The sequence below is a fragment of the Rhodococcus sp. NS-SX18 genome, from assembly GCF_057367935.1.
The window spans coordinates 3,514,482-3,538,801 of record NZ_CM170633.1; the positions used below are offsets into that span (position 1 = coordinate 3,514,482).

19 protein-coding genes and 1 pseudogene are annotated in these 24,320 nt (G+C 71.6%); 11 read left to right on the forward strand and 9 right to left on the reverse strand.

Annotated features, from left to right (window positions below; all coding sequences use genetic code 11):
- The first annotated feature begins 6 nt into the window (after positions 1-6).
- Entirely contained in the window at positions 7-402 is a 396-nt protein-coding gene (locus AC2IPW_RS16285; protein ID WP_450120461.1) for an MmcQ/YjbR family DNA-binding protein, read from the forward strand.
- A gap of 26 nt (positions 403-428) precedes the next feature.
- Here AC2IPW_RS16285 and AC2IPW_RS16290 read toward each other — a convergent pair whose 3' ends face one another.
- Positions 429-1,253 (reverse strand): tyrosine-protein phosphatase, encoded by an 825-nt coding sequence (locus tag AC2IPW_RS16290; protein WP_486375204.1) that lies wholly within the window; start codon positions 1,251-1,253, stop codon positions 429-431.
- Between the two features lie 277 nt (positions 1,254-1,530).
- On the opposite strand from AC2IPW_RS16290, the gene AC2IPW_RS16295 reads away from it, so the two are divergent.
- A complete protein-coding gene (locus AC2IPW_RS16295) occupies positions 1,531-3,468 on the forward strand; it encodes a sensor histidine kinase (RefSeq protein WP_486375205.1) in 1,938 nt (645 codons plus the stop codon).
- 71 nt (positions 3,469-3,539) lie between these two features.
- On the opposite strand, the gene lat is transcribed toward AC2IPW_RS16295, so the two are convergent.
- Both lat and AC2IPW_RS16305 read right to left on the reverse strand, forming a co-directional pair.
- A complete protein-coding gene (gene lat, locus AC2IPW_RS16300) occupies positions 3,540-4,883 on the reverse strand; it encodes an L-lysine 6-transaminase (protein WP_486375206.1) in 1,344 nt (447 codons plus the stop codon).
- A gap of 66 nt (positions 4,884-4,949) precedes the next feature.
- Positions 4,950-5,399: an Lrp/AsnC family transcriptional regulator gene (locus tag AC2IPW_RS16305; RefSeq protein ID WP_054372167.1), complete on the reverse strand. Its 450-nt coding sequence runs from the start codon at positions 5,397-5,399 to the stop codon at positions 4,950-4,952.
- 36 nt (positions 5,400-5,435) lie between these two features.
- Here AC2IPW_RS16305 and amaB point away from each other — a divergent pair, with 36 nt between their 5' ends.
- Entirely contained in the window at positions 5,436-6,941 is a 1,506-nt protein-coding gene (amaB, locus tag AC2IPW_RS16310) for an L-piperidine-6-carboxylate dehydrogenase (protein ID WP_486375207.1), read from the forward strand.
- Positions 6,938-8,095 carry a hypothetical protein gene (locus tag AC2IPW_RS16315; RefSeq protein ID WP_486375208.1) on the forward strand — a complete coding sequence of 386 codons (1,158 nt, stop codon included), beginning with the start codon at positions 6,938-6,940 and terminating at the stop codon, positions 8,093-8,095. The genes amaB and AC2IPW_RS16315 overlap by 4 nt, the downstream gene beginning before the upstream one ends.
- A 126-nt stretch (positions 8,096-8,221) precedes the next feature.
- Here the strand turns inward: AC2IPW_RS16315 and AC2IPW_RS16320 are convergent, their stop codons facing one another.
- The 3 genes from AC2IPW_RS16320 to AC2IPW_RS16330 are packed head-to-tail and all read right to left on the reverse strand — an operon-like array spanning position 8,222 to position 10,021.
- Entirely contained in the window at positions 8,222-8,656 is a 435-nt protein-coding gene (locus tag AC2IPW_RS16320) for a pyridoxamine 5'-phosphate oxidase family protein (RefSeq protein WP_003935692.1), read from the reverse strand.
- Positions 8,653-9,030 (reverse strand): hypothetical protein, encoded by a 378-nt coding sequence (locus AC2IPW_RS16325; protein WP_289378703.1) that lies wholly within the window; start codon positions 9,028-9,030, stop codon positions 8,653-8,655. The genes AC2IPW_RS16320 and AC2IPW_RS16325 overlap by 4 nt, the downstream gene beginning before the upstream one ends.
- Positions 9,031-9,052: 22 nt before the next feature.
- A complete protein-coding gene (locus tag AC2IPW_RS16330) occupies positions 9,053-10,021 on the reverse strand; it encodes a hypothetical protein (protein WP_450120477.1) in 969 nt (322 codons plus the stop codon).
- 139 nt (positions 10,022-10,160) lie between these two features.
- On the opposite strand from AC2IPW_RS16330, the gene AC2IPW_RS16335 reads away from it, so the two are divergent.
- The 5 genes from AC2IPW_RS16335 (at position 10,161) to AC2IPW_RS16355 (ending at position 19,102) form a co-directional block, all read left to right on the forward strand.
- A complete protein-coding gene (locus AC2IPW_RS16335; RefSeq protein ID WP_486375209.1) occupies positions 10,161-11,705 on the forward strand; it encodes an AMP-binding protein in 1,545 nt (514 codons plus the stop codon).
- Positions 11,702-13,072, forward strand: coding sequence for an FAD-binding oxidoreductase (locus AC2IPW_RS16340; RefSeq protein WP_289378723.1), 1,371 nt, complete (start codon positions 11,702-11,704; stop codon positions 13,070-13,072). Before AC2IPW_RS16335 ends, AC2IPW_RS16340 begins: the two co-directional genes overlap by 4 nt.
- A gap of 44 nt (positions 13,073-13,116) precedes the next feature.
- The gene (locus AC2IPW_RS16345; protein ID WP_289378700.1) at positions 13,117-13,680 is read left to right on the forward strand and encodes a hypothetical protein; all 564 of its coding nucleotides are present in this window, start codon (positions 13,117-13,119) and stop codon (positions 13,678-13,680) included.
- A gap of 68 nt (positions 13,681-13,748) precedes the next feature.
- Positions 13,749-18,266 (forward strand): ATP-dependent helicase, encoded by a 4,518-nt coding sequence (locus AC2IPW_RS16350; RefSeq protein WP_486375210.1) that lies wholly within the window; start codon positions 13,749-13,751, stop codon positions 18,264-18,266.
- Positions 18,266-19,102: a DNA-formamidopyrimidine glycosylase family protein gene (locus tag AC2IPW_RS16355; protein ID WP_486375211.1), complete on the forward strand. Its 837-nt coding sequence runs from the start codon at positions 18,266-18,268 to the stop codon at positions 19,100-19,102. The genes AC2IPW_RS16350 and AC2IPW_RS16355 overlap by 1 nt, the downstream gene beginning before the upstream one ends.
- Positions 19,103-19,122: 20 nt before the next feature.
- Here AC2IPW_RS16355 and AC2IPW_RS16360 read toward each other — a convergent pair whose 3' ends face one another.
- Both AC2IPW_RS16360 and AC2IPW_RS16365 read right to left on the reverse strand, forming a co-directional pair.
- The gene (locus AC2IPW_RS16360; protein ID WP_003935700.1) at positions 19,123-19,380 is read right to left on the reverse strand and encodes a DUF7218 family protein; all 258 of its coding nucleotides are present in this window, start codon (positions 19,378-19,380) and stop codon (positions 19,123-19,125) included.
- 69 nt (positions 19,381-19,449) lie between these two features.
- Positions 19,450-20,001, reverse strand: a pseudogene (locus AC2IPW_RS16365) (TetR/AcrR family transcriptional regulator); the annotation flags it as partial.
- A 153-nt stretch (positions 20,002-20,154) separates the two neighbouring features.
- On the opposite strand from AC2IPW_RS16365, the gene AC2IPW_RS16370 reads away from it, so the two are divergent.
- Positions 20,155-20,691 (forward strand): hypothetical protein, encoded by a 537-nt coding sequence (locus AC2IPW_RS16370; RefSeq protein ID WP_416061399.1) that lies wholly within the window; start codon positions 20,155-20,157, stop codon positions 20,689-20,691.
- A 67-nt stretch (positions 20,692-20,758) separates the two neighbouring features.
- On the opposite strand, the gene glpD is transcribed toward AC2IPW_RS16370, so the two are convergent.
- The gene (gene glpD, locus AC2IPW_RS16375) at positions 20,759-22,492 is read right to left on the reverse strand and encodes a glycerol-3-phosphate dehydrogenase (protein ID WP_054372157.1); all 1,734 of its coding nucleotides are present in this window, start codon (positions 22,490-22,492) and stop codon (positions 20,759-20,761) included.
- 95 nt (positions 22,493-22,587) lie between these two features.
- Here glpD and glpK point away from each other — a divergent pair, with 95 nt between their 5' ends.
- A complete protein-coding gene (gene glpK, locus AC2IPW_RS16380) occupies positions 22,588-24,102 on the forward strand; it encodes a glycerol kinase GlpK (RefSeq protein WP_003935703.1) in 1,515 nt (504 codons plus the stop codon).
- Positions 24,103-24,320 lie beyond the last annotated feature (218 nt).

A 24,320-nucleotide genomic window follows, 5' to 3' on the forward strand; every position in this document is an offset into this window, starting at 1 on the left:
GCGCGCATGCCGCATCCCGTCATGTTCGACGAGTCCGATCCGCTGCTGGCACGGGTACGTGGGCTGGCACTGACCTTCCCGGGCGCCGCCGAGAAGATCTCGCACGGCAGGCCGTTCTTCTACACGAAGACTGCGTTCGCCGTGTACGGCGGGTCGGTGAAGGCCACGGGCGCGCAATTCCCGCGGTCTCTGCTCGTCAAACCGGACACCGCCGAGCACGACGCTCTGCTCGGGCAGCGACACACCTTCACTCCGGCGTATCTGGGTCCGTCGGGATGGATCGGGTTCGATCTGGATCGGGCCGACGTCGACTGGGACGAGGTCGCCGAGTTGCTCGACATGTCGTTCCGGGTCACGGCACCGGCGCGGCTGGTGCGCGAGTTGGACGGCCGCGTCGGATGATCCGCGCGGTACCGCCGGTCCGGATCTCACCCCAGTAGAGCCTGCCCGAGACGGTCCCGATCGGTGTTCGTGAGCCCCAGGCCCTCGTCGAGGTACCGGTCGAACGACCCGAACGTGTCCTCCGCCGTCGCGAACGCCACCTCGAGGTACTCGGCGCGGACGCCGAGAACGGATTCGAGGTCCGTACGGTCCACCCCCTTCTCGGTGAGCGCCGCGAGGATCGGTTCGAACACCGGCAGCAGCAACTCGTTGGTCAGGAGGTAGTCCTCGAACACCGAGTCGACCTCGACACCGACCGCCCGCAGGAGCACCGCTGCGGCCCAGCCGGTGCGGTCCTTGCCGGTGGTGCAGTGCACGAGAACCGGGGCACCGTCGTCGGCGAGCAGCGAGTGCAGCAGCGTCCGATACGCTGCCCGGGCGCTCGGCAGCAGCACGAAGTCGCGGTAACTGCCCCGCAGGTAGTCGGCTCCGCGGCCGTCCCCGAGAATCTCCCGGGCGAACGCGGCGTCGGTCAGCAACTCCTTCATGTGCGCGGCAATCGAACCGTGCTCACGATCGGCGAGCACGTCGAGGGGTAGATGCCGGGCGCCGGCCGGCATCCGGTCGGGCGCCGCCTCCCGTTCCGCGGCCGTGCGCAGATCCACGACCGCCGTCAGGCCGAGGCCTTCGAGTACGCGTGCATCCGCGTCGGTGACCCGGCTCAGGTCGGTCGAGCGGTACACCACGCCCCGTCGCACCGACGCACCGTCCCGGGTGGCCCACCCGCCGATGTCGCGCAGGTTCGGGATCGACTTCGGTTCGAGCCCGGGCCCGGACGTTCGGGCAGGGCTACCGGCGGCGGAGTCCGACATGGGCCCACCCTAGCCGGGTCGATTCAGGCTGTCGTGCCCGCTTCCTCGGCGGACTCGCCCGCTACCGCGTGAGAGCGCGGAGGTCGTACTCGATGGTCACGTCGCTGGGGAGCACCAGTGCCGGCAGGTTGACGAGGGCATTGACGATGACGGCGAACAGCATGGGATTTCTCCTTCGGTTTTCGCGAGGCGCACTCGCTTCTGCTTTCCGGGGTGTTCCGGCGAGTTCCGCACACGTCACGACTGTGGCTGTCGCTGCCCGTTCGGCGGATCCGTGGTGACACCGGATTCCGGCACCGTGGTGACACCTGAGGCGATCCGTGCCAGCACGGTGGTGCCCGCGTCGACGTGGGAGGAGACTGAGACGGTCCAGGAGGAGGCCGGGGTGCGGCAACGGGTGATTCAGCTGCTCGTCGTGGTCACCGTGGTGCTCGTCGCGTCGATCGCCGCGGCAGTGGACCGCTCGCCGACGGGACTGCGGGATCCGGCGCGCACGCTCCTGCTCGGACCGCGCGAGTCCTTCGCTGCCGCCGAGGGCCCGTTCCTGCCGGTGTTCGGCCCGACCGAACTCGGGTTGTTCCTCGGCGCCGGTGTGGCGTTCGTCGTGGCCGGAGCGATCGCGTGGAACACCCGCCCGCACGACCTGACCGGTCCCCTCGTCCTCATCGCCGGCCTGCTGTGGTTCCTCGGTGGTCTGCGACGCTCCGGCGAGCCCGTGGCCTTCACCGTCGGCGTGGTGGCGACGAACCTGTACCTGCCCGTCCTGCTCCAGGCTCTCGTGGGGTTCCCGACCGGTCGGCTGGAACGACCGTGGCAGCGCGTGTTCGTCGGTGCCGCCTGGATTCTCGCCACGGTCGGCATCGTGGCCGAGTGGCTGTTCTTCGATCCGCGGACCGCACCCGCGGCGTCCCCGTCGACGTCGACGAATTTGCTTCTCCTGCGCGATGACCCGGCCCTTGCACGGATCGTGCAGCTCGTCGTCGGGTTCTGCGCGTTCCTGATCGTGGTGACACTCGTGGTGGTGGTGGTCGCGCGCTGGCGGTCGGGGTCGCCGGCGTACCGGTCCGGGTTCGCGCCCCTCGGCATCGCATACGGTCTCTCGGCGGTGATCACGCTCGCCGTGCTCTCCAGCGCGGTGAACCTGCCGTGGTCGCCCCCGACCTGGGTGCTCAACCTGCGCTACCCGGCCACGGCGTTGTTCCCGCTGGCGGTCGCGGTCGGCCTCGTCCGGTATCGGCTCGCACGAGCTGCGGTCAGCGACGCGATGGTCGAGATCGGCACCGCACCGCTCGGTCTGGGGTTCGTCGACGCGCTCCGACGCGCCGTGCACGATCCCAGCCTGGTGCTGTGGACGTACGTCCCGGAGCGGGCGGCGTACGTCGATCCGGACGGTGCGGTGCGTGCTCTGCCCCGCCGGTCGGACTCCCGGGCGGCGACCGTCCTCGAGCGCGCCGGCACACCGGTGGGCGCGCTCGTGTACGACCCGTCGCTCGAGACGCAGCCCGAGCTGCTCGCCGCGGTCCGCAGCGCCACCGCGCTGGCTCTCGAGCACGAGCGACTGCACGCGGACCTGCAGCTCCGGCTCGACGAGGTGCGGCGCTCCCGCGAACGGATCGTCACGGCCGGCGACGTCCAGCGCCGGCGTCTCGAGCGCGACCTGCACGACGGTGCGCAGCAGCGTCTCGTCGCCGCGTCGCTGCTGCTGCGCCGTGCGCAGCGTGCCGGGGACGAGCCGACCGTGCGGCGGCTGCTCGCGGACGGTGCTGCCGAACTCGACGTCGCACTGCGGGAACTGCGCGAGCTCGCCAGAGGCGTGTACCCGGCGGCGCTCACCGAGCGCGGGCTCGCGGCGGCGCTGCGATCGCTGGCCGAGCGGGCACCCGTGCCCGTGGACATCGACGACACACTCGACGAACGGCCCTCGGCCCCCGTCGAACTCGCCGCGTACCTCATCGGCGCGGAGGCGGTCACCAACGCCGGTAAGCACTCCGGGGCCTCCGTCGTCCGGATCGGCCTGCACCGGGCGGGCGACATGCTGCGCATGACGATCCGGGACAACGGGCACGGCGGTGCGCGAGCCACACCCGGTGGCGGCCTGGACGGGCTGCGCGATCGGACCGCGGCGCTCGGCGGCGAGTTCGTCCTCGACAGCCCCGAGGGCGGAGGCACGACCGTCGACGTCACCCTGCCGTTCCGCGTCGACGCCGGGTCCTGACCGGGAACCCGATGGACGGTTCTGTGATCGCGCAACGAGCGGGCCACCTCCGCCGCCCCCGGGCGACCCCGTCAGGTCCGCGCGACCGCCCCCAAGACCCGGTCCAGGGCGTCGAGTGCCTCGTCCAGTTCGGCGGTGGTGACCGTCAGCGGCGGCCGGAACCGGATGCCGCGCTGCCCGGTGCCGATCATCAGCACGTGCTCGTCGACCCGCAGGTGGGTGAGCACGGCGTCGCGCACGGCCGGCGTGGGCAGGGTGAACGCACACATCAGGCCGCGCCCTCGGGGCTCGCCGACCAGCCGGTGGCGGACGGCGAGCTGCTTCAGCCCGGACAGCAGGTGCGCCCCCGTCATCCGTGCGCGGTCGACGAGGCGGTCCCGCTCGATCACCTCGAGAATCCGCCGCGCACGGACCATGTCGGTCAGGTTGCCGCCCCACGTGGAGTTCAGCCGCGACGACACGGCGAAGACGTTGTCGGGGATCTCGTCGATCCGGCCACCGGCCATGATGCCGCAGACCTGGGTCTTCTTGCCGAAGGCGACGATGTCGGGGGCGACGCCGAACTGCTGGTACGCCCACGTAGTTCCGGTCAGCCCGACGCCGGTCTGTACCTCGTCGAAGATCAGCAGCGCATCGTGCCGGCGGCACAGTTCGGCCATGGCCTGGAAGAACTCGGGCCGGAAGTGATGGTCGCCACCCTCGCCCTGAACGGGTTCGGCGATGAAACACGCGATGTCGTGCGGATTCTCGGCGAACGCCCGGTGCGCCTGCTGCAGTGCGTGCGCCTCGGCGGCCTCGACGTCGCGATCGTCGGCCAGGTAGGGCGCGTCGATGCGCGGCCAGCGGAACTTGGGATACCGGGCCGTCTTCACCGGGTCCGTGTTGGTGAGGGACATCGTGTAACCGGTGCGGCCGTGGAACGCCTCGGTGAGGTGGAGAACGCTGCCCCCGAGGTCGGAGCCGAGTCCGCGCGCCTCGTTGAGCCGGCTCTTCCAGTCGAAGGCCGCCTTGAGTGCGTTCTCCACCGCGAGTCCGCCGCCGTCGACGAAGAACAGGTGCGGCAGGGCCGGGTCGCCGAGCACCCGGGCGAAGGTGTCGACGAACCGGGCCATCGCCACGGTGTAGATGTCGGAGTTGCTCGGCTTGTTCGCGGCGGCCGCGGTGAGTTCGGCGGTGAACGCCGGGTCGTCGACGATGTCGGGGTGGTTCATCCCGAGTGCGGAGGACGCGAAGAACCCGAACATGTCGAGGTAGGTCGTGCCGTCCCGTTGGTCGACGAGCCGCACCCCCCGCGACCGGTCGAGGTCGAGGACGAGATCGAACCCGTCCACCAGCAGATGTTCGCGCAGAACGGCGTGTACCCGGCTCGGGGGCAGCTCGCGGGCACCGTCCGGGTGTCGGAATGCAGTGCTCATGCCACGAGAGTACGTTAGTTTTCCCCCTATATCGGGTGCATACCGGAAGATCGATCCACAGACACGCTATCGTTCGTAAAATGTTTGGAGAATGACTGTGCTGCGGGTGGCCACGTTCGCCGTCGCGCGGATCTCCTGCAGGAGTTGTTCGAGCGCCCGCGGCGAGGCGACGCGCACGAGCAGGATGTAGCTCTCGTCCCCTGCCACGGAGTGGCAGGATTCGATGGCGTCGATGTGCCGCAACCGTGCCGGCGCATCGTCCGGCTGGGACGGGTCGAGAGGGGTGATCGCGACGAACGCCGACAGCATCAGCCCGAGTGCCTCGGGATCGACCTTGGCCGTGTACCCGCGGATCACCTGCCGGGCTTCGAGGCGGCGGACCCGGGACTGCACCGCGGAGATCGACAATCCGGCCTTCTCGGCGAGTGTGGCCAGCGTCGCCCGGCCGTCCACCACCAATTCGCGCATGAGCAGCCGGTCGATCTCGTCCAGGGACTCCTTGGAGTTTTCCGCCATCAGCGCAGGCTAACCGACCCGGAAAGGACATCGACGATGAATCCGACTGGCAATCTCCACGATCGCGCCGCGGCCGCGCTGCGCCGCTGCGGGGCGGGCGCGCCCACGCTCGACGGCCCCCACCCGGTCACCAGTCCGATCGACGGTTCGGAGCTCGCGCGGCTGCACCCGGCGAGCGCGGGGGATGTCGATGCCGCGGTCACCGCGGCGAGCGCGGCCTTCGAGCGCTGGCGGCAGGTCCCTGCGCCGGTGCGGGGGCGGCTGGTCCGCAGGCTCGGGGAGCTGCTCGGCGAGCACAAGTCCGACCTTGCCGAACTCGTCACGCTCGAGGCCGGGAAGATCCCCTCCGAGGCCCTCGGCGAGGTGCAGGAGATGATCGACATCTGTGAATTCGCGGTGGGCCTCGCGCGCCAGCTCTACGGCCGCACCATGCCGTCGGAGCGCCCCGGCCACCGGCTGATGGAAACCTGGCATCCACTGGGCGTCGTCGCGGTGATCTCGGCGTTCAACTTCCCCGTCGCCGTGTGGTCCTGGAACACCGCGATCGCGCTGGTGTGCGGCGATCCGGTGGTGTGGAAGCCGTCGGAGAAGACCCCGCTCACGGCGCTGGCCTGCCACGCCCTGCTCGAGCGGGCCACCCGCGATGTGGGTGCCCCCGGCGGCCTGCACCACGTCCTCGTCGGCGATGCAGCCGTCGGCGAGGCGCTGGTCGACGACCCCCGCGTCGCACTGGTCAGTGCGACGGGTTCGATCAGGATGGGTCGCATCGTCGCGCCCCGGGTGGCGGCGCGGTTCGGGCGCTGCCTGCTCGAACTCGGCGGCAACAACGGCGCGATCGTCGGCCCCTCCGCCGACCTCGAGCTCGCCGTGCGGGCCGTGGTGTTCGCCGCGGCCGGCACCACCGGTCAGCGTTGCACCTCCCTGCGACGGCTCATTGCCCATCGCTCGGTCGTCGACGAAGTGACCGAGCGGATCGCCAAGGCCTACTCGGGGCTGCGGGTGGGTGATCCGTTCGGCGAGGGGGTGCTCGTCGGCCCGCTGATCGACGGCCGTGCCCACGCCGCGATGCGGGCCGCACTCGAACGCGCCGAACTCGACGGCGGCATCGTCGTCACGGGCGGGGACCCGGTCGAGGTCCCCGGCGACGGGGTGTACGTCCGGCCTGCGATCGTGCGAATGCCGGCCCAGACGGAGGTGGTCCGCGAGGAGACGTTCGCACCGATCCTCTACGTGCTGACCTACGACGACTTCGGCGAGGCGATCGCCCTGCACAACGGAGTGCCCCAGGGGCTTTCCTCGTCGATCTTCACCACCGACCAACGTGAGGCCGAGCGTTTCCTCGCCGCCTCGGACTGCGGCATCGCCAATGTCAACATCGGCACCTCCGGCGCCGAGATCGGGGGCGCGTTCGGCGGGGAGAAGGAGACCGGCGGCGGACGCGAGTCGGGTTCGGACTCGTGGAAGGCGTACATGCGCCGCGCCACCAACACGATCAACTTCTCCGACGATCTCCCCCTGGCGCAGGGTGTGGAGTTCGGTTGAGCGACACGTTGGTTCCGTACCGGCTGTGGGGGTGCCGACCGGATCGGTTCGACACCGAGATCGAGGGCGAGTTCGCGTGGACCGACCACATCGTGCGGACCCTCGGCGCGGCGTTCGATCCGGCCGGTGCCGAGATCCGGAGGGACGTGTCCCTGCTGCCGGAGACGCACGGCGTCAGCGTGCGCGCCGACGGGCTGACGCTCGGGATCCTCGGCGACGGCGACGCGCTGCGCTACGGGCCGGTGCTGCGCCGCGTCGTCGCGGGCGGGTACCTGCCGACGGTACCGGGCCGCATCTGGGCCGCGGACGCGGGCACCTACAACGACGACCCCGCCCGCAGCGGGCGCATCATCGCGCGCGTCACGGTCAGCCTCGGCGCCCCGGCCCGGCTGGTGCCCCGCAACGATCCGCCGGACGTGCCCTACACCCTGCTGCCCGCGGGTCGCACCCTGCAGGTCACCGGGGAGGAACAGCACTTCGACCTGTTGCACCCCTATGCCGACCCGCCCGGCAAGTACGCCCTGCTCGTCACCCTGCACGACGCGGACGGCGCGCTGGTGGAGGTGCGGGTGGACGACCGCCCGTGCGGGTATCTCGGCCGGCGGTCCAGCGCGCGTCTGCTGCCGATCGTGACCCACCTGTCCGCGCGGGGGCTGCGTACAGCCGCTCGTGCCGCGGTGAGCGGATCCCGGCTGGCCGCCGAGGTGACGGTGTCGGTGACGCCGGCCGACGAGATCGACGGGCGCGCCCTCGACGGGCCACCGGTGACCGTGCCGCGGCTGGCGCCCGGACCGGTCGCCGACCCACCCGACCCGGTGCTGCCGATGCACCGGTACCACGGGTGGGGCGGCCAGATCGTCGTGCAGGGAGACCGGCTGTGGATCCTGCGGGAGGGCCCCGTGGCGCGAGCTCTGGGACCGGTTCCGCTGACGCCCAAGAGAATCCGCTTACGGGATGTGACGGACGTGCAGTTCCGCCCGGCGCTGCCGCAGACCGACGGCATGCTCCGGATCGTGACGGGCAACGGGGACGGTGCGCCGGCGCCGACGGATCCCGACACCGTGGTGTTCCACCACCCCGATCGGCAGCGGTTCCAGGCGCTCGCCGACTGGCTGCGGCACGTCGCCGCCGTGAACGCCGGACCACCACCATGAGCCGGGGACGAGCGGGCACACAGGACGCCGGATCGAGGCGCGCGCGAAAGTCCCATCTGCGCAGGAATTTTCCCGCGCGGACGGCACCGGAGCACGCGACACGACGAGCCTCGGCGCTGCGGCGGGCTACGGCCGCCGCAGCAGCTCGGCCTCTCCCGGCTCGACGACGATCGTGGCCGGCGCGCTCTGCCCGTAGTACCGGGTACGCAACCGCCAGAGCCGCGCGTGCCCGAGTTCGTTGCGCCAGCCCCCCAGGTAGTACTTCCGGCCGATCCTGGCCATGACGGCAGGCGGCGGGGTGCTCGGCTGCACCGTGGCCCGGCCGTGCAGCCGCAGGACCGGCCCCCGCTCGCCGTCGTCGAGCAGCACGACGACGTCGGGATTCGCGGCGGCGTTGCGCGCAGCCACGGTGTCGCGCCCGGTAGCGAAGTACAACCGGCCGTCGACGTGCACGAACCACAGCGGCGCCAGGGCCGCCGCGCCCTTCGGCGACCGGGTCGCCAGGCGCGCGACGCGGGCGCGGGTAAGGAAGTCGCGCACGACGGCGTCGTCGGCCTTCACGGTTCCGGCTCCTCGTGCAGGGTCGCGTAGTCCCACGCGGTGGCCCGGTGCGGCGTGAAGACGAACCAGGCGAGGTCCGCACGTCCGTCGGGGGCGGGAGCGTCCGCTGCCGTCAGGCGGCCGCGCCAGTTCACCGCCCGCAGCTCGAACCAGAACTCGCCGTCGTCGAGCAGGACGGTGACCCGCTCGAGTCCGGCCGTGGGCGGCACCGATTCCCGCGGCACACCGACCCACAATCGGCCGTCGTACCGTCGGATCCGCGCGGGCAGCGCGGTGACCGACCCGGCCTCGTCGAAGGCGATCGCCGCGCGACCGTGCCCGATCAGCCTGTCGGCAAGCGGTTCCGGTTCGACGCGCTGGGTGATCCGCCCCATGTCGACAGACGATACCGCCGGATCATCCGCGACGGCCAGGCTCGCGCGGGGCCGGCCGGATCCGGACGGGTTCGGGCACGGTGACGGTCTCGTTGTCGGGCAACGACTCTTCCCGCCGGCGCCCGACGTCGGCGACCGTGTCGACGTCCGCGAGTGGCGCCGCCCCCTGTCGCGCGACGGTCTCGTCGTAGAGCTCGAACCACGGGAAGCCGCGCGCCGTGTAGTCGCTCGCGGCCAGCGGCCGGGTCGGTGGGTCCTCGTCCGTGAGCGCGCGCCACTGCTCGCTGTTCACCAGGCGTACCTCGACCACGGACCGGTGGTCCAGATCCCACGCGTCGTGCGACTCGACCGGGGTGGCGACGCCCTGGTCGACGGATCCGCCGGCGCCGAGTCCCATGGCCGGGGCCGGCGCGAAGGCGTGCAGCGGGCGCCGGGAGTCGAACTCGGCGCGCTCCTCCCATCGTTGCGCCCGCATGGGACAGGCCGCGACGCGGATCCCGCCCCGCGCCGGCCCGGACCGCAGTTGCTCCTCGACGCTGTAGCCGGACCCGAGCGGCATCGCGACGAACTGGCGCACCCGGCCCTGCGCCACGACGTAGCCGTCGAGCCACGGTTGTGCCGGCACCTCGAGGTAGTCCTCGCGTTCGAAGTCCGGCTCCGGCGACCAGGGTTCGCCGGTGAGCGCATCGACGTCCCCGGCGCCGACCTTCACCAGGAACGGGTACCGGGACTCGAACCCGAGCCAGCACGCCTCCGACTGCCACATCGGCATCACGAGGCCGCCGTGGGATCGCCACGAAGGCGGCAGCGCGGCCTCGTCGAGCTCGGCGACGGCCCGCAGCGGGAACCGTCCCAGCCCGGGCGGCAACGGATAGGTGTTGCCGTCGTCGGGCACCCGCAGGGTGCGGTGGAAGGAGACGGCCATGCGGGCGGCAGCGTGCACCTCCGGGAACTCGAACACCAGGCGGTCCTTCTCGAGAGCGAGCGCCACGTCGTCCTCCCGTCCGCGGGTTGCGGTGCCGTGCACGTGCGGGTGAGGGTACGCCGCGGCGGGCGGTCCGGTCGAGGGCCGGCACCGCGCGGCGCGCGACTCACGTGACGCGGGCCACAGCTGTGGTAGACCAGGGAACATGTTTCCTGGGAACTTCGTCGCCACGACGCCCGACAAGCCCGCCATCGTGCGGGCCGCCACCGGGGAGTCGCTCGCCTACCGGCAGCTCGACGAGAACTCCGTCCGCCTCGCGAAGTACCTGCGCGCCGCGGGCCTCGAACCGGGCGATCACATCGCGCTGATCTCCGACAACGATCTGCGGGTCATGGAGGTCTACTGGGCGGCGCTGCGGTCCGGCCTGTACGTCACGGTGGTGAACTGGCATCTGACCCCGGCCGAGGCCGCGTACGTGGTGAACGACTGCGGCGCGAAGGTGCTCGTCGCCTCGGCCGGTGCGGCCACCGCGGTCGACACCGGCGCCGGGGCCTATCCGAACGTGGTCCGCCGGCTCGTGTACGGCGGTGCGCTGCCCGGTTTCGACGACTACTCCGAGGCGCTCGCCGCGTTCGACGCCTCGCCCCTCGAGTCGCAGCCGCGCGGTCAGGACATGCTGTATTCGTCCGGAACGACCGGGCGGCCCAAGGGCATCAAGCCGAAGTTGCCCGAGGGTCAGGTGCAGGACGTGCCGGATCCCTACACGGCGGTGTTCGCGCCGATGTACGGGTTCGACGCCGACACCGTCTACCTGTGCCCCGCGCCCCTCTATCATGCTGCTCCCCTTCGTTTCTGCGGCACCATCCAGTCGGTCGGGGGAACTGTGATCCTCATGGACCGGTTCGAGCCCGAGGAGGCACTCGCCCTGATCGACCGCTACCGGGTCACGCACAGCCAGTGGGTCCCGACGATGTTCGTGCGGATGCTCAAGCTTCCCGGCGAGGTGCGCGGCAAGTACGACGTGTCGAGCCTGAAGGTCGCCATCCATGCGGCGGCACCGTGCCCGCCGGAGATCAAGCGCGCGATGATCGAGTGGTGGGGCCCGGTCGTGTACGAGTACTACGCCTCCACCGAGGGTGCCGGCGCCACGTTCATCGATTCGGCGCAGGCGCTGGCGCATCCCGGGTCGGTCGGACGCGACGGGGGCATGGGGATCGTCCACATCTGCGACGACGAGGGACGCGAACTTCCCACCGGCGCGGTCGGCACCGTGTGGTGGGAGCGGGACGAGCATCCGTTCCAGTACCACAACGATCCCGAGAAGACCCGTGAGGCCACGCATCCCGACCATCCGACGTGGACCACGAGCGGCGACATCGGGTACCTCGACGAGGAGCGCTACCTGTACCTCACCGACCGGGCTGCGTTCACCATCATCTCCGGCGGTGTGAACATCTACCCCCAGGAGTCGGAGAACGTGCTCACCCTGCATCCCAAGGTGTACGACGTCGCCGTGATCGGGGTTCCGAACGAGGAGATGGGCGAGGAGGTCAAGGCCGTCGTCCAGCTCGTCGACGGGGTCGAGCCCGGGCCCGAGGTCGAGCGTGAGCTCCTCGACTTCGTCCGGGAACGCGTCTCCCACTTCAAGGCACCGCGCAGCATCGACTTCTCCGACGACCTGCCGCGTACTCCCACCGGCAAACTCGTCAAGCACAAGCTGCGCGCCCGCTACCTCACCCCGGCGGGCTGACCGTGCCCGCCGATCTCGCCGAGCTCGCCGGTCTGCTCCCGGACGGCGCGCTGATCACCGACCCGGATCTGCTCGCCGGATACCGGCAGGACTGGGCCCGCGATCCGGACGCCGCCGTCCCCCGCGCGGTGGTGCGGGCCACGCGCACGGCGGACGTGCAGGCCACGTTGCGCTGGGCGAGCACACACCGGGTGCCCGTGGTGCCGCGCGGTGCGGGCACCAGCCTGTCCGGCGGCGCGGGCGGCCTCGCGGGTGGGATCGTGCTGAGCACCGAGCGGATGCGCGCGATCACCGTGGACCCGGTCACCCGCACGGCGGTCGTCCAGCCGGGACTGCTCAACGCCGAGGTCAAGCGCGCCGCGGCCGAGCACGGGTTGTGGTATCCACCCGACCCGTCGTCGTTCGAGATGTGCACCATCGGGGGCAACGCGGCGACCAACGCCGGTGGACTGTGCTGCGTGAAGTACGGCGTCACCACGGACTACGTGCTCGGTCTGGAGGTGGTCCTCGCCGACGGTACCGCGGTGCGGCTCGGTGGACCGCGCGTCAAGGACGTGGCGGGCCTGTCGCTGACCAAGCTGTTCGTCGGCAGCGAGGGCACCCTCGGCGTCATCACCGAGGTGACGCTGCGGCTCCTCCCGCCGCAGCCGCCGGCCTCGACGATGGTCGCCACGTTCGGCTCAGTGCAGGCCGCGGCGGACGCGGTGCTGGCCGTCACGGCGACGTTGCGGCCCGCGATGCTCGAGTTCATGGACCGCGCCTCGATCAACGCCGTCGAGGACGCACTGCACATGGGGCTGGACCGCACCACCGAGGCGATGCTCATCGCCCGGTCCGACGCGCCCGGCACGGCGTCCGCGCAGGAGATCGCGACGATGGTGAAGGCGTGCGAGGACGCCGGTGCCGACGAGGTGTTCTCGACCGACGACCCCGAGGAGGGAGAGGCGTTCGCGGCGGCGCGGCGGATGGCCATCCCGGCGGTCGAACGGACCGGCAGCCTGCTGCTCGAGGATGTCGGCGTCCCCCTGCCGGCCCTGCCGGCACTCGTCGGGGGCGTCGCCGAGATCGCCGAACGCAACGCGGTGACGGTCGCGGTCATCGCGCACGCCGGTGACGGCAACACCCATCCGCTGATCGTGTACGACCCCGCCGACGCCGACCAGACGGCCCGGGCGCACCTGGCGTTCGGGCAGATCATGGACCTGGCGATCGCGCTGGGCGGCACCATCACCGGCGAGCACGGGGTGGGCCGGTTGAAGAAGGCGTGGCTGCCGGACCAGGTGGGTCCCGACGTGATGGACCTGACCCGGCGGATCAAGGCGGCACTCGACCCGGACTCGATCCTCAATCCGGGCGTCATCCTCTGAAGCAAGATCGAGTACGGTGGCCGCGTGCGTGAGGACCGAATCGAGTGAACGCCCGTACGCCCTTGTCACCGGCGGGTCTGCCGCTGCGCGACACGCGCTACCGGACCTTCGAGCAGTACCCGGAGTTCGCCGCGGCGACGACGTGGCTGCGCGACTACGTGCGCGCCGCAATACCCAACCCGCGGATGAGTGAACGCGAGTACTGGTCGGTGGTGTGCCTGCCACCGCACGACGGCAGCCACCCCAGCGAGCCGCTCGTGAGCGTGCACGTCGGCGCGATCGAGGCCGCCGCGTTGTTCGTCGAGGCTCCGGCCGGACAGGCACGCCGGCTCGGCGGACGGGTCACCGTCGCCGTCGACGACCTCGAGACCGCCGCCGGCGCGAACGTGGACGTGCTCGCCGCAACCCATCCGGAGCTGAGGTTCCGGCTCGACGGGCCCATCGTGTCGATCGGCTGGTCCGGCGAGCCGGCCGGCCGCGCGCAGTTCGCCGCCGTGCCGTGGGAGCCGGCCGCTGCCGCACTCGTCGGCCGCGTGATGCGCACCGGCAGGTGCCGCTGGGCGGCGCACCACTGCGCCCAGCTGGCGCGGTTCGCGCTGGCCGACTGACACCGGGAAGCGGGGCGCGGAATCCGCGAGGTGCCCGCGGTGTCGTACCGGCGGTGCACCATGGAACGGTGACCGATGTCCTGAGCCGTTTCTCCGAGCCCACCCGGCAGTGGTTCGCGGGCGCTTTCGAAGCCCCGACCGCCGCGCAGCTCGGGGCCTGGGAGTCGATCTCGTCGGGCGCGCACACCCTGGTGGTGGCCCCGACCGGGTCGGGTAAGACGCTCTCGGCGTTCCTGTGGTCGCTCGACCGCCTGGCAGCCACCCCGGCCGAGCACACCGGCACCCGCGTGCTCTACGTCTCCCCGCTCAAGGCCCTCGCGGTGGACGTGGAACGGAACCTGCGCTCACCGCTGGTCGGCATCACCCAGACCGCGCGGCGACTCGGCCTCGAGCCGCCGGAGATCACAGTCGGGGTGCGGTCGGGCGACACGTCGGCCGCCGACCGGCGCACCCTCGTCCGCACGCCGCCGGACATCCTCATCACCACCCCCGAATCCCTGTTCCTCATGCTCACCTCCGCAGCGCGCGAGACACTCGCCGGGGTGGACACCGTCATCGTCGACGAGGTGCACGCCGTCGCCGGCACGAAACGCGGTGCCCACCTTGCCCTTTCCCTGGAACGGCTCGATCTGCTGCTCGGGCGACCCGCGCAGCGGATCGGACTCTCCGCGACGGTGCGGCCGCACGAGGAGGTGGGCCGGTTCCTCGCCGGGTCGGCGCCGATCCGCATCGTCGCCCCGCCGTCGGCCAAGACGTGGGATCTGACGGTGCGGGTGCCCGTCGAGGACATGACCGAACTCGGCGTGCAATCCGAGACGGCGGACGACGGGATGCCGGCGGTTCCGCAGGCGGGGTCGATCTGGCCGCACGTCGAGGAGCAGATCGTCGACCTCATCGTCGCGCACCGGTCCACCATCGTGTTCGCCAACTCCCGCCGACTCGCCGAGCGGTTGACGGCCCGGCTCAACGAGATCCACGCCGAACGCGAGGGCGAGGCGGTCGACCCCCGGCCGCGCCCGCCAGCGCAGCTCGGGGCATCCACCGAGGTCTCCCTCGGCGCACAGCCGCTGCTGGCGCGGGCTCACCACGGCTCGGTGAGCAAGGACCAGCGGGCCCTGATCGAGGACGACCTCAAATCCGGGCGGCTGCGCTGCGTCGTCGCGACCTCGAGCCTCGAACTCGGCATCGACATGGGCGCGGTCGACCTGGTGATCCAGGTCTCGGCGCCGCCGTCGGTGGCGAGCGGCCTGCAGCGCGTCGGACGGGCGGGGCATCAGGTCGGCGAGGTCTCTCGCGGGGTGCTGTTCCCCAAGCACCGTACCGACCTGGTGCACTGCGCGGTCACGGTCGAACGGATGGTGGGCGGGCACATCGAGGCTCTACAGGTGCCGGCCAACCCGCTGGACGTGCTCGCGCAGCAGACCGTCGCCGCGGTCGCCCTCGAGCCGGTCGACGTGGACGAGTGGTTCGACACGGTGCGGCGCAGCGGGTCCTTCGCGACGCTGCCGCGCTCGGCGTACGAGTCGACGCTGGACCTGCTGGCCGGACGGTACCCGTCGGACGAGTTCGCCGAACTGCGGCCCCGGGTGGTGTGGGATCGCACCGCCGGCACGCTCACCGGCCGGCCCGGCGCGCAGCGACTGGCCGTCACGTCGGGTGGCACGATCCCCGACCGCGGCCTGTTCACGGTGTACATGGTCGGCGAGAAGGCCACGCGCGTCGGGGAACTCGACGAGGAGATGGTGTACGAGTCCCGGGTGGGCGACGTGTTCGCGCTCGGCGCGACGAGCTGGCGCATCGAGGAGATCACCTTCGACCGGGTGCTGGTCTCCCCCGCCTACGGACAGCCCGGCCGGCTGCCGTTTTGGCACGGCGACGGGGTCGGCCGCCCGGCCGAACTCGGCGCCGCCCTGGGGGCGTTCGTGCGCGAACTCGGGCACGCCGACCCGGAGGACGCCGCCGCCCGGTGCCGTCGCGGCGGCCTGGACGACAACGCGACCACGAACCTGACCCGGCTGCTCGAGGAGCAGCGCACCGCCACGGGGCATCTGCCCACCGACCGCACCCTGGTCGTCGAGCGGTTCCGCGACGAACTCGGCGACTGGCGCCTGGTGCTGCACTCCCCGTACGGGATGCGGGTGCACGCACCGTGGGCGCTGGCCGTGGGCGCGCGACTGCTCGACCGATACGGCGTCGAAGCCGCACCCACGGCGTCGGACGACGGCATCATCGTCCGGCTCCCCGACACCGAGGACGCACCGCCGGGGGCGGAGGTGTTCGCCTTCGACACCGACGAGATCGAGGATCTCGTCACCGAGCAGGTCGGCGGCTCGGCACTGTTCGCGTCCCGCTTCCGGGAGTGCGCGGCGCGCGCCCTGCTGCTGCCACGCCGCAATCCGGGTAAGCGCGCGCCGCTGTGGCAACAGCGCCAGCGGTCGGCCCAGCTGCTCGACGTGGCCCGTCGCTACCCCACCTTCCCTATCCTCCTCGAGACGGTGCGGGAATGCCTCCAGGACGTCTACGACCTGCCTGCCCTGCGCAGCCTGCTCGGCCGTGTCGCCCGGCGGCAGGTCCGGATCGCGGAGGTCGAGACAGCCACCGCGTCGCCGTTCGCGACCTCGCTGCTGTTCGACTACGTCGGCGCGTTCATGTACGAAGGCGACAGTCCCCTCGCCGAGCGGCGCGCCGCGGCCCTGTCCCTGGACTCGACCCTTCTCGCCGAACTGCTCGGCCGGGTGGAGCTGCGCGAGTTGCTCGACGCCGACGTCATCGCCCGGGCCGAACTCGAGCTGCAGCATCTCGCCCCGGACCGCAGAGCCCGCGACGCCGAGGGTGTCGCGGACCTGCTCCGGTTGCTCGGCCCGCTCACCGACACCGATATCGCCGAGCGCACCACCGCCGATCCGGTCGCCTGGCTCGACGAACTGGACGCCCAGCGCCGGGTGCTGAAGGTGTCCTTCGCCGGCCGGGAGCGGTGGTCCGCCATCGAGGACGCCTCGCGTCTCCGGGACGCTCTCGGGGTCCCGTTGCCGATCGGCGTACCGACGGCATTCGTCGAGCCGGTGCCCGATCCCCTGGGTGACCTGATCGGCCGGTACGCGCGCACCCACGGCCCGTTCACCGCGGCGGAGGCGGCGGCCCGGTTCGGACTCGGCACCGCGGTGGTGCAGGACGTGCTGCATCGGCTGGCTGCCGAGAAACGAGTCAGTGCAGGGGAGTTCCGGCCCGGCACGACCGGCGCGGAGTGGTGCGACACGGAGGTCCTGCGGCGGCTGCGACGACGGTCGCTCGCGGCAGCACGCCAGGAGGTCGAACCGGTCGGGACCGCCACCCTCGGCCGGTTCCTGCCGGCGTGGCAGCACGTGGGTGGTGGACTGCGCGGGGTGGACGGGGTGGCCACGGTCGTCGAGCAGCTGGCCGGGGTGCCGGTGCCGGCGAGCGCGCTCGAGCCGCTGATCCTCGCCCCCCGGGTCCGGGACTACTCCCCCGCGATGCTCGACGAACTCACCACGACGGGCGAAGTCGTCTGGGCCGGCTCGGGGCAGATCTCCGGCAAGGACGGCTGGGTCTCGCTGCACCTGGCCGACACCGCTCCGCTGACCCTCGCACCGGCAGCCGAGATCGACGAGACCGACGTCCACCGCGGCATCCTGGACACGCTCGCGGGCGGCGGGGCGTACTTCTTCCGCCAGCTCACCGACTCCCTCGGCACCACGGACGCGGAAACCTCCTCGGCTCTCTGGGATCTCGTGTGGGCGGGTCTCGTCTCGGGTGACGCACCGGCCGCGCTGCGCGCCCTCGTCGGCGACACCTCACGCGCGACCCCCGCGCACCGCACGCCCCGCCGGGCCCCGCGCGCCCGGATGTACCGCGGACGCCCGGCACTTCCGAGCCGGAGCGGACCCCCGACGGTCGGCGGCCGGTGGTCGCTGCTACCCGAGCGGGAAACCGACCCGACGGTGCGCACCCATGCCACCGCGGACCTGCTGCTCGAGCGGTACGGCGTGGTCACCCGCGGCGCGGTCGTCACCGAGGGCGTGCCGGGCGGTTTCGCGCTGATGTACAAGGTGCTGAGCCGGTTCGAGGAGACCGGCCGGTGCCGTCGCGGCTACTTCGTCGACACGCTCGGCGGTGCCCAGTTCTCGACACCGGAGGTGGTGGACCGGTTGCGGTCCTACGGCGAGTCGCTCGAGGGCCGCCACACCGACACACCGGCGGTGACCCTGGCCGCGTGCGACCCGGCGAACCCGTACGGTGCGGCCCTGCCGTGGCCCAGGTCGGCCGCACCCGAGGACTCGCCGCGGCACCGTCCCGGGCGCAAGGCCGGTGGGCTCGTGGTGCTCGTCGACGGAGAACTGGGACTGTTCGTCGAACGCGGCGGACGCACGGTACTGACGTTCACCGAGGATCCGGGGACTCTCCGCGGCGCGTGCGCGTCACTGGCCGGCACGGTCAAGGGCGGGGGCCTCGACACTCTCGTCGTCGAGAAGGTCGACGGCAGGTCCATCCACGGCCACCCGTTCGCCGAGTTCCTCGCCGAGGCCGGTTTCTCGGCCACCCCGCGCGGATTCCGGTTGAGGGCCTGATGCCCGAGGGCGACACGGTCTTCCGGGCGGCCACTCTCCTGCGCGGCGCACTGGCAGGAAAGCCGTTGACGCGCTGCGATATCCGCGTTCCCCGGTACGCGACAGTCGACCTGACCGGCACCGTGGTCGAGGAGGTGCTCGCGCGCGGCAAGCACCTGCTGATCCGCGCCGGTGCGCACACCATCCACACCCACCTGAAGATGGAGGGAGTGTGGGACGTCCATCCGCCCGGGACACGCTGGCGCCGCCAGGGATACCACGCCAGGATCGTGCTGGCCGTCGAGGACGCCGAAGCCGTGGGCTTCGACCTCGGCATCGTCGAGGTGCTGGACCGCGACCGCGAGGCGGAGGCCGTGGGACACCTGGGACCGGATCTGCTCGGGCCGGACTGGGACCCGGCTGTCGCCGCGACCAACCTGGCGCGCGACCCGAGCCGCCCCGTCGGCCTGGCACTGCTCGACCAGCGTGTGATGGCCGGGGTCGGCAACGTCTACCGGTGCGAACTGTGCTTCCTGCGGGGCGTGCACCCGGCGACCCCGGTAGCGGACGCGGGAGAGCCGGCCGCCTGGGTCGATCTGGCGCACCGGCTGCTCATGTTCAATCGGGACCGCGTCAGCCGGATCACCACCGGCGACCGCCGGCCCGGCCGGGGCACCTGGGTGTACGGGCGCGCGGGCAAGCCGTGCCGCCGGTGCGGCACGGTGATCCGCACCGGGGCGCTGGGGTCCGCCGAGGACCCGGACCGCAAGATCGACTGGTGCCCGCACTGTCAGCCGCGGACCGGGGACGGTCCAGCCGCCCCGGCTCCGTCACCCGGGTCGCCCCCGGCTCCGTGACCCGGGTCGCCCCGTCCGTCTCAGTGGTTGCGCAGCGCGTCGATGAGCTCGCTCTTGCGCTTGGACGAGTAACCCGACATTCCGAGTTCCTTCGCCCGCTTCTTCAACTCGTCGACCGTCCAGTCCTCGTAGGACCCCGATTTGCCACCCTTGTGCCCGACCGAGGAGCGGCCACGATTCGCAGCCGCATTCGAGATTCGAGCGGCCTTCTCCTTGGAGGCGCCGTCGTCACGCAGTTCCTGATACAGCTTCTCGTCCTTGATCGACGACCTGGGCATGGTGCCCCTCCTTTCGTCGAGCGTGCTGTTGTGCTGCGGATACCCCTCCGGCCGGGGCCGTACACCTCCGGCCTGGACCAGCAGGCTCACACAGTGCCGCACCAACCGCTCCGGCGAGACCGCGACGGTGCCGTCCAGGTAGCCGATGAACAGGCTCGTCAGTGCCCCGACCAACCCCACGGCCACGAGGTGCCGCTCCTCGCGGTCGGTGATCGCGGTGAGCTGGTGCCGGACGAGCGCCACGAACGCGGGAGCGAGATCGAGGCCCCGGCCGCCGAGCGCCGGTTCGCGCAGCGGGCCGAGCAGCAGCACCCTGCCCACGGCCGGGCGGTCCACGATCAGCTCGACGAAGGCCGGGACCGCCGCTCCGGGAACGTCCCGCGGTTGCGGGACCGTTCCGACCGCGCCCTCCAGCACTGTGCGCACCTGTTCCCCGACCGCTGCGTACACGGCGCGCACGAACGCGTCCCGGTCGTCGAAGCTGTCGTAGAAGCACCGTTCGGTCAGGCCGGACGCCCGGCACACGGCGCGGACGTCGGCCGCCGGTCCGTCCGGCGCACCGAGCAGGTCGATGCCCGCCGACAACAGTGCGTCCCGGCGTGCCCGCCGGCGTTCCGCCATGTCGGTGCCGCCCCAGCGCCGTCGCGCCCTCTCCACCACCGCGATCCCGTCGTCGACCGTCTGCGCCGTCGGATCCTACGCGCCGGGGCCGGCCGCGACGGATGCACGCGGTTGCCGCCTCGGTGTGCCCGGCGGTCTGTCACCCTTGTCGGCATGGACTCCGATGCCAACGCGCTCCTGCACGGCCCGTTGTTCTCCCGGCGCATGCCGCTCGACCGCGGCAATGCCGCCAGTCGCATCAGCGCCTACATCTACGGCAACGTCCTGGTGCTCGCGGCACTCGTACCGATCGTCACCGGGCCGAAGTACGTCGGCATCGCGATCGTGCTCGGCACGGCTCTGTCGACGTTCGTCGCCCACACGTTCGCCGAGGCGGTCGGGCACACCGTGCGCCAGGGCACCCCGTTGAGCCGCGCGGAGAAGATCGCCGAACTGCGCAACTCGGTGCCGATCCTGAGCTCGGCGGTCCTGCCGTGCGCGATCCTGGGGATGGGCTGGCTGGGGTGGCTCGAACCGCGCACCGCCCAGCTGCTCGCCGAGGTCGCCGTGCTGGTGCGGATCGGAGGCATCGTCTTCGTCATCGGCCGCCTCAACGGGGAGCGGCCGGGCCGAAGCTCGTTGGTCAGCGCCCTCGCGCTCACCGCCGTCGCCGCGACCGTGGTGCTCGTCAAGGTGATCCTGACCCACTGACATTGCGCTCCCGGCTCGGCGACCGATGTCGGGGCGCGTCGACCACCGCTGCTGCCCCGGCCGCGACTCAGGCGCCCGTCGGCACCGGCTCGAGGATCTCCGCGCGTGCCTCCGGAGCGGCCGCCCGCAGTGCGTCGGCGGACTCGTCGTCGGGCCGGCTCTGCGATTCGATCTCCGCGTCGACCCTCGCCCGGTAGGTTGCGATCTCCTGCTCCACCGTCGCGGCGTCCCACCCCAGGACGGGTGCCACCAGGTGGGCCGTCTGCTCGGCGCAGTGCACGCCGCGATGGGGATACTCGATCGAGATGCGGGTGCGGCGGGCGAGGATGTCCTCGAGGTGCAGCGCTCCCTCCGCCGTTGCCGCGTAGACGACTTCTACCTGCAGATACTGTGGGGCATCGGTGAGCGGTTCGAGCAACTCGGGCCGGTCGGCCGCCACCTCGAGCACCTCGTCGATCAGCGATCCGTACCGGTCGAGCAGATGCTTGATCCGGTACGGATGCAGGCCGTACCGCTCGGCGAGCTGCATCGTCTGGTTCACGAGTGCGAAGTAGCCGTCGGCCCCGACCAACGGCACCCGTTCCGTGATGGAGGGGGCGATCCGGGCGGGGATGTCCTCGGCCGCCAGGTCGACGGCATCCTCGGCCATCACCCGGTAGGTGGTGTACTTGCCGCCGGCGATCGCCACGAGCCCGGGCGCGACCCGGGCCACGGCGTGCTCGCGAGACAGCTTCGACGTCTCGTCGCTCTCCCCCGCCAGCAACGGCCGCAGCCCCGCGTACACGCCGTCGATGTCGTCGTGGTCGAGCGGGACGACCAGGACCCGGTTGACGTGGTCGAGGATGTAGTCGATGTCGGCCTTCGTCGCGGCGGGGTGGGCGAGGTCGAGATTCCAGTCGGTGTCGGTGGTGCCGATGATCCAGTGGCTGCCCCACGGGATCACGAACAGCACGGATTTCTCGGTGCGCAGGATGATCGCCGAGTCACTGACGATCCGGTCGCGCGGCACCACGATGTGCACGCCTTTCGACGCGCGCACCCGGAACCGGCCGCGCTGCCGGGACAGCGCCTGGATCTCGTCGGTCCACACCCCCGTGGCGTTGATCACCACGTGCGCCTTCACCTCGGTGATCGAGCCGTCCTCCGAGTCACGCACCCGTACGCCGGAGACCCCGTCGGCCTCGCGCAGGAACCCGACCACCTGAGTCGAGGTGCGCACCACGGCGCCGTAGTGCGCGGCGGTGCGGGCCACGGTCATCGTGTGCCGCGCGTCGTCGACGACGGTGTCGTAGTACCGGATCCCGCCCACGAGCGAGTCGCGTTTGAGCCCGGGCGCCATGCGCAGCGCGCCGGATCGAGTCAGATGTTTCTGGGCGGGCACGGATTTGGCGCCGCCCATCCGGTCGTAGAGAAAAATCCCCGCGGCGATGTACGGGCGCTCCCACCCGCGGTGGGTGATGGGGAAGAGGAACTTCAGCGGCTTGACCAGATGCGGGGCCAGCGTCGAGAGCGACAGTTCGCGTTCGCGCAGCGCCTCGCGGACGAGGCCGAACTCGAGTTGCTCGAGGTAGCGCAGCCCGCCGTGGAACATCTTCGACGAGCGGCTCGACGTGCCCGAAGCGAAGTCCCGCGCCTCCACCAGTGCGACCCGCAACCCGCGGGTGGCGGCGTCCAGGGCGGCGCCGGCGCCGACGACACCGCCACCGATGACCACCACGTCGAACTGTTCCGAGCCGAGTCGTCGCCACGCGTCACGGCGCTGCTGCGGTCCGAGGACCTGGACGCCTGGTTGGTTGGTCACCGCATCGCTCCCGTGAGTCGCCGACGTTTCCGCACTCAGGCTAGTAGGTTCGTCCGCAGACTGCCGTCCCGAACCACACGCCCGGAGAGGTTGCCGTGACCCGATACATCGCCGCGATCGATCAGGGGACCACGTCGAGTCGCTGCATCATCTTCGACCACGACGGTCGCATCGTGGCGTGGGCCCAGACCGAGCACGAACAGATCCTCCCCCGCGCCGGCTGGGTGGAACACGATCCGGAAACGCTGTGGATCAACACTCGCGAGGTCGCCGCCCTGGCACTGGCGAAGGCGGATCTCACGCGTGCCGACATCGCCGCGATCGGGATCACCAACCAGCGCGAGACCACGGTGGTGTGGGAACGCTCCACGGGCCGGCCCGTCCACAACGCGATCGTGTGGCAGGACACCCGCACCGATCGCCTCGTCGAGCAGCTCGCCGGGGACGCGGGCGTGGACCGGTATCGCGACGCCACGGGCCTGCCGTTGTCGACGTACTTCGCGGGCCCGAAGGTGCGGTGGATCCTCGACAACGTCGAGGGCGCCCGGGAGCAGGCGGAGGCCGGCGAACTCGCGTTCGGGACGGTGGACAGCTGGATCCTGTGGAACCTCACCGGCGGCACCGGCGCAGGCAACCGGCAGCCGGGGGTGCACCTCACCGACGTCACCAACGCCTCGCGCACGATGCTCATGAATCTCGAGACACTGCAATGGGATCCGGACATCTGTGCGGATTTCGGTATTCCGATGTCGATGCTGCCGGAGATCCGGAGCTCGTCCGAGATCTACGGCTACGCCCGTGACCGCGGACCGCTCGCCGGCGTCCCGGTGGCCGGCATCCTCGGCGACCAGCAGGCCGCGACGTTCGGTCAGGCGTGCCTGTCGCCGGGGGAGGCGAAGAACACCTACGGAACCGGCAATTTCCTGCTTCTCAATACCGGGACGACGCCGGTGCGCAGCGAGCACGGACTGCTGACCACCGTGTGCTACCGCGTCGGCGATGCCCCGGCCGTGTACGCCCTCGAAGGGTCGATCGCCGTCACGGGCTCCCTGGTGCAATGGATGCGCGACAATCTGGGGCTCGTGCGCACGGCCGCGGAGATCGAGGACCTCGCCGCCACGGTCCCCGACAACGGCGGCGCGTACTTCGTACCGGCCTTCTCGGGCCTGTTCGCCCCGCGGTGGCGCCCCGACGCGCGCGGTGTGATCACCGGCCTCACCCGCTTCGTCAACCGGGGGCACCTGGCGCGGGCCGCACTCGAGGCGACCGCCTATCAGACCCGCGAGGTCATCGAGGCGATGCACGCCGACTCCGGTGTCGAACTGCACACCCTGAAGGTGGACGGCGGGATGGTCGTCAACGAGACCCTGATGCAGTTCCAGTCGGACATCCTCGGCGCCCCCGTGGTCCGTCCCGTGGTCTCCGAGACCACCGCGCTCGGTGCGGCGTACGCGGCGGGCCTGGCGGTCGGCTTCTGGGACGGTGAGGACGACATCCGGCACAACTGGGCGGCCGGCCGGACCTGGGAACCGAAGATGGACGGCGCCGAGCGGGAACGGCTCTACGCCGAGTGGAACAGGGCGGTCGAACGGACCTACGGCTGGGCCTGAGTGGCGTCGCACACGTGCGGCACTGCGGCTCCGGGGCGGGTTCCGGCTCGCGCGGCGCGGCCGAGCCGCCTCGGTGAGGTCGGCCTCCCCGGCGGTCGCGAAACGTAGCCGCGCACTGCGGCTGTGGTCCCCGGAGACCACGAAGGCGCCCGGCACGCACGCGACGCCGTGCCCGGCCGCGACGGGCAGCACCGTTCGGCGAGGGCCGCGAAATGCCC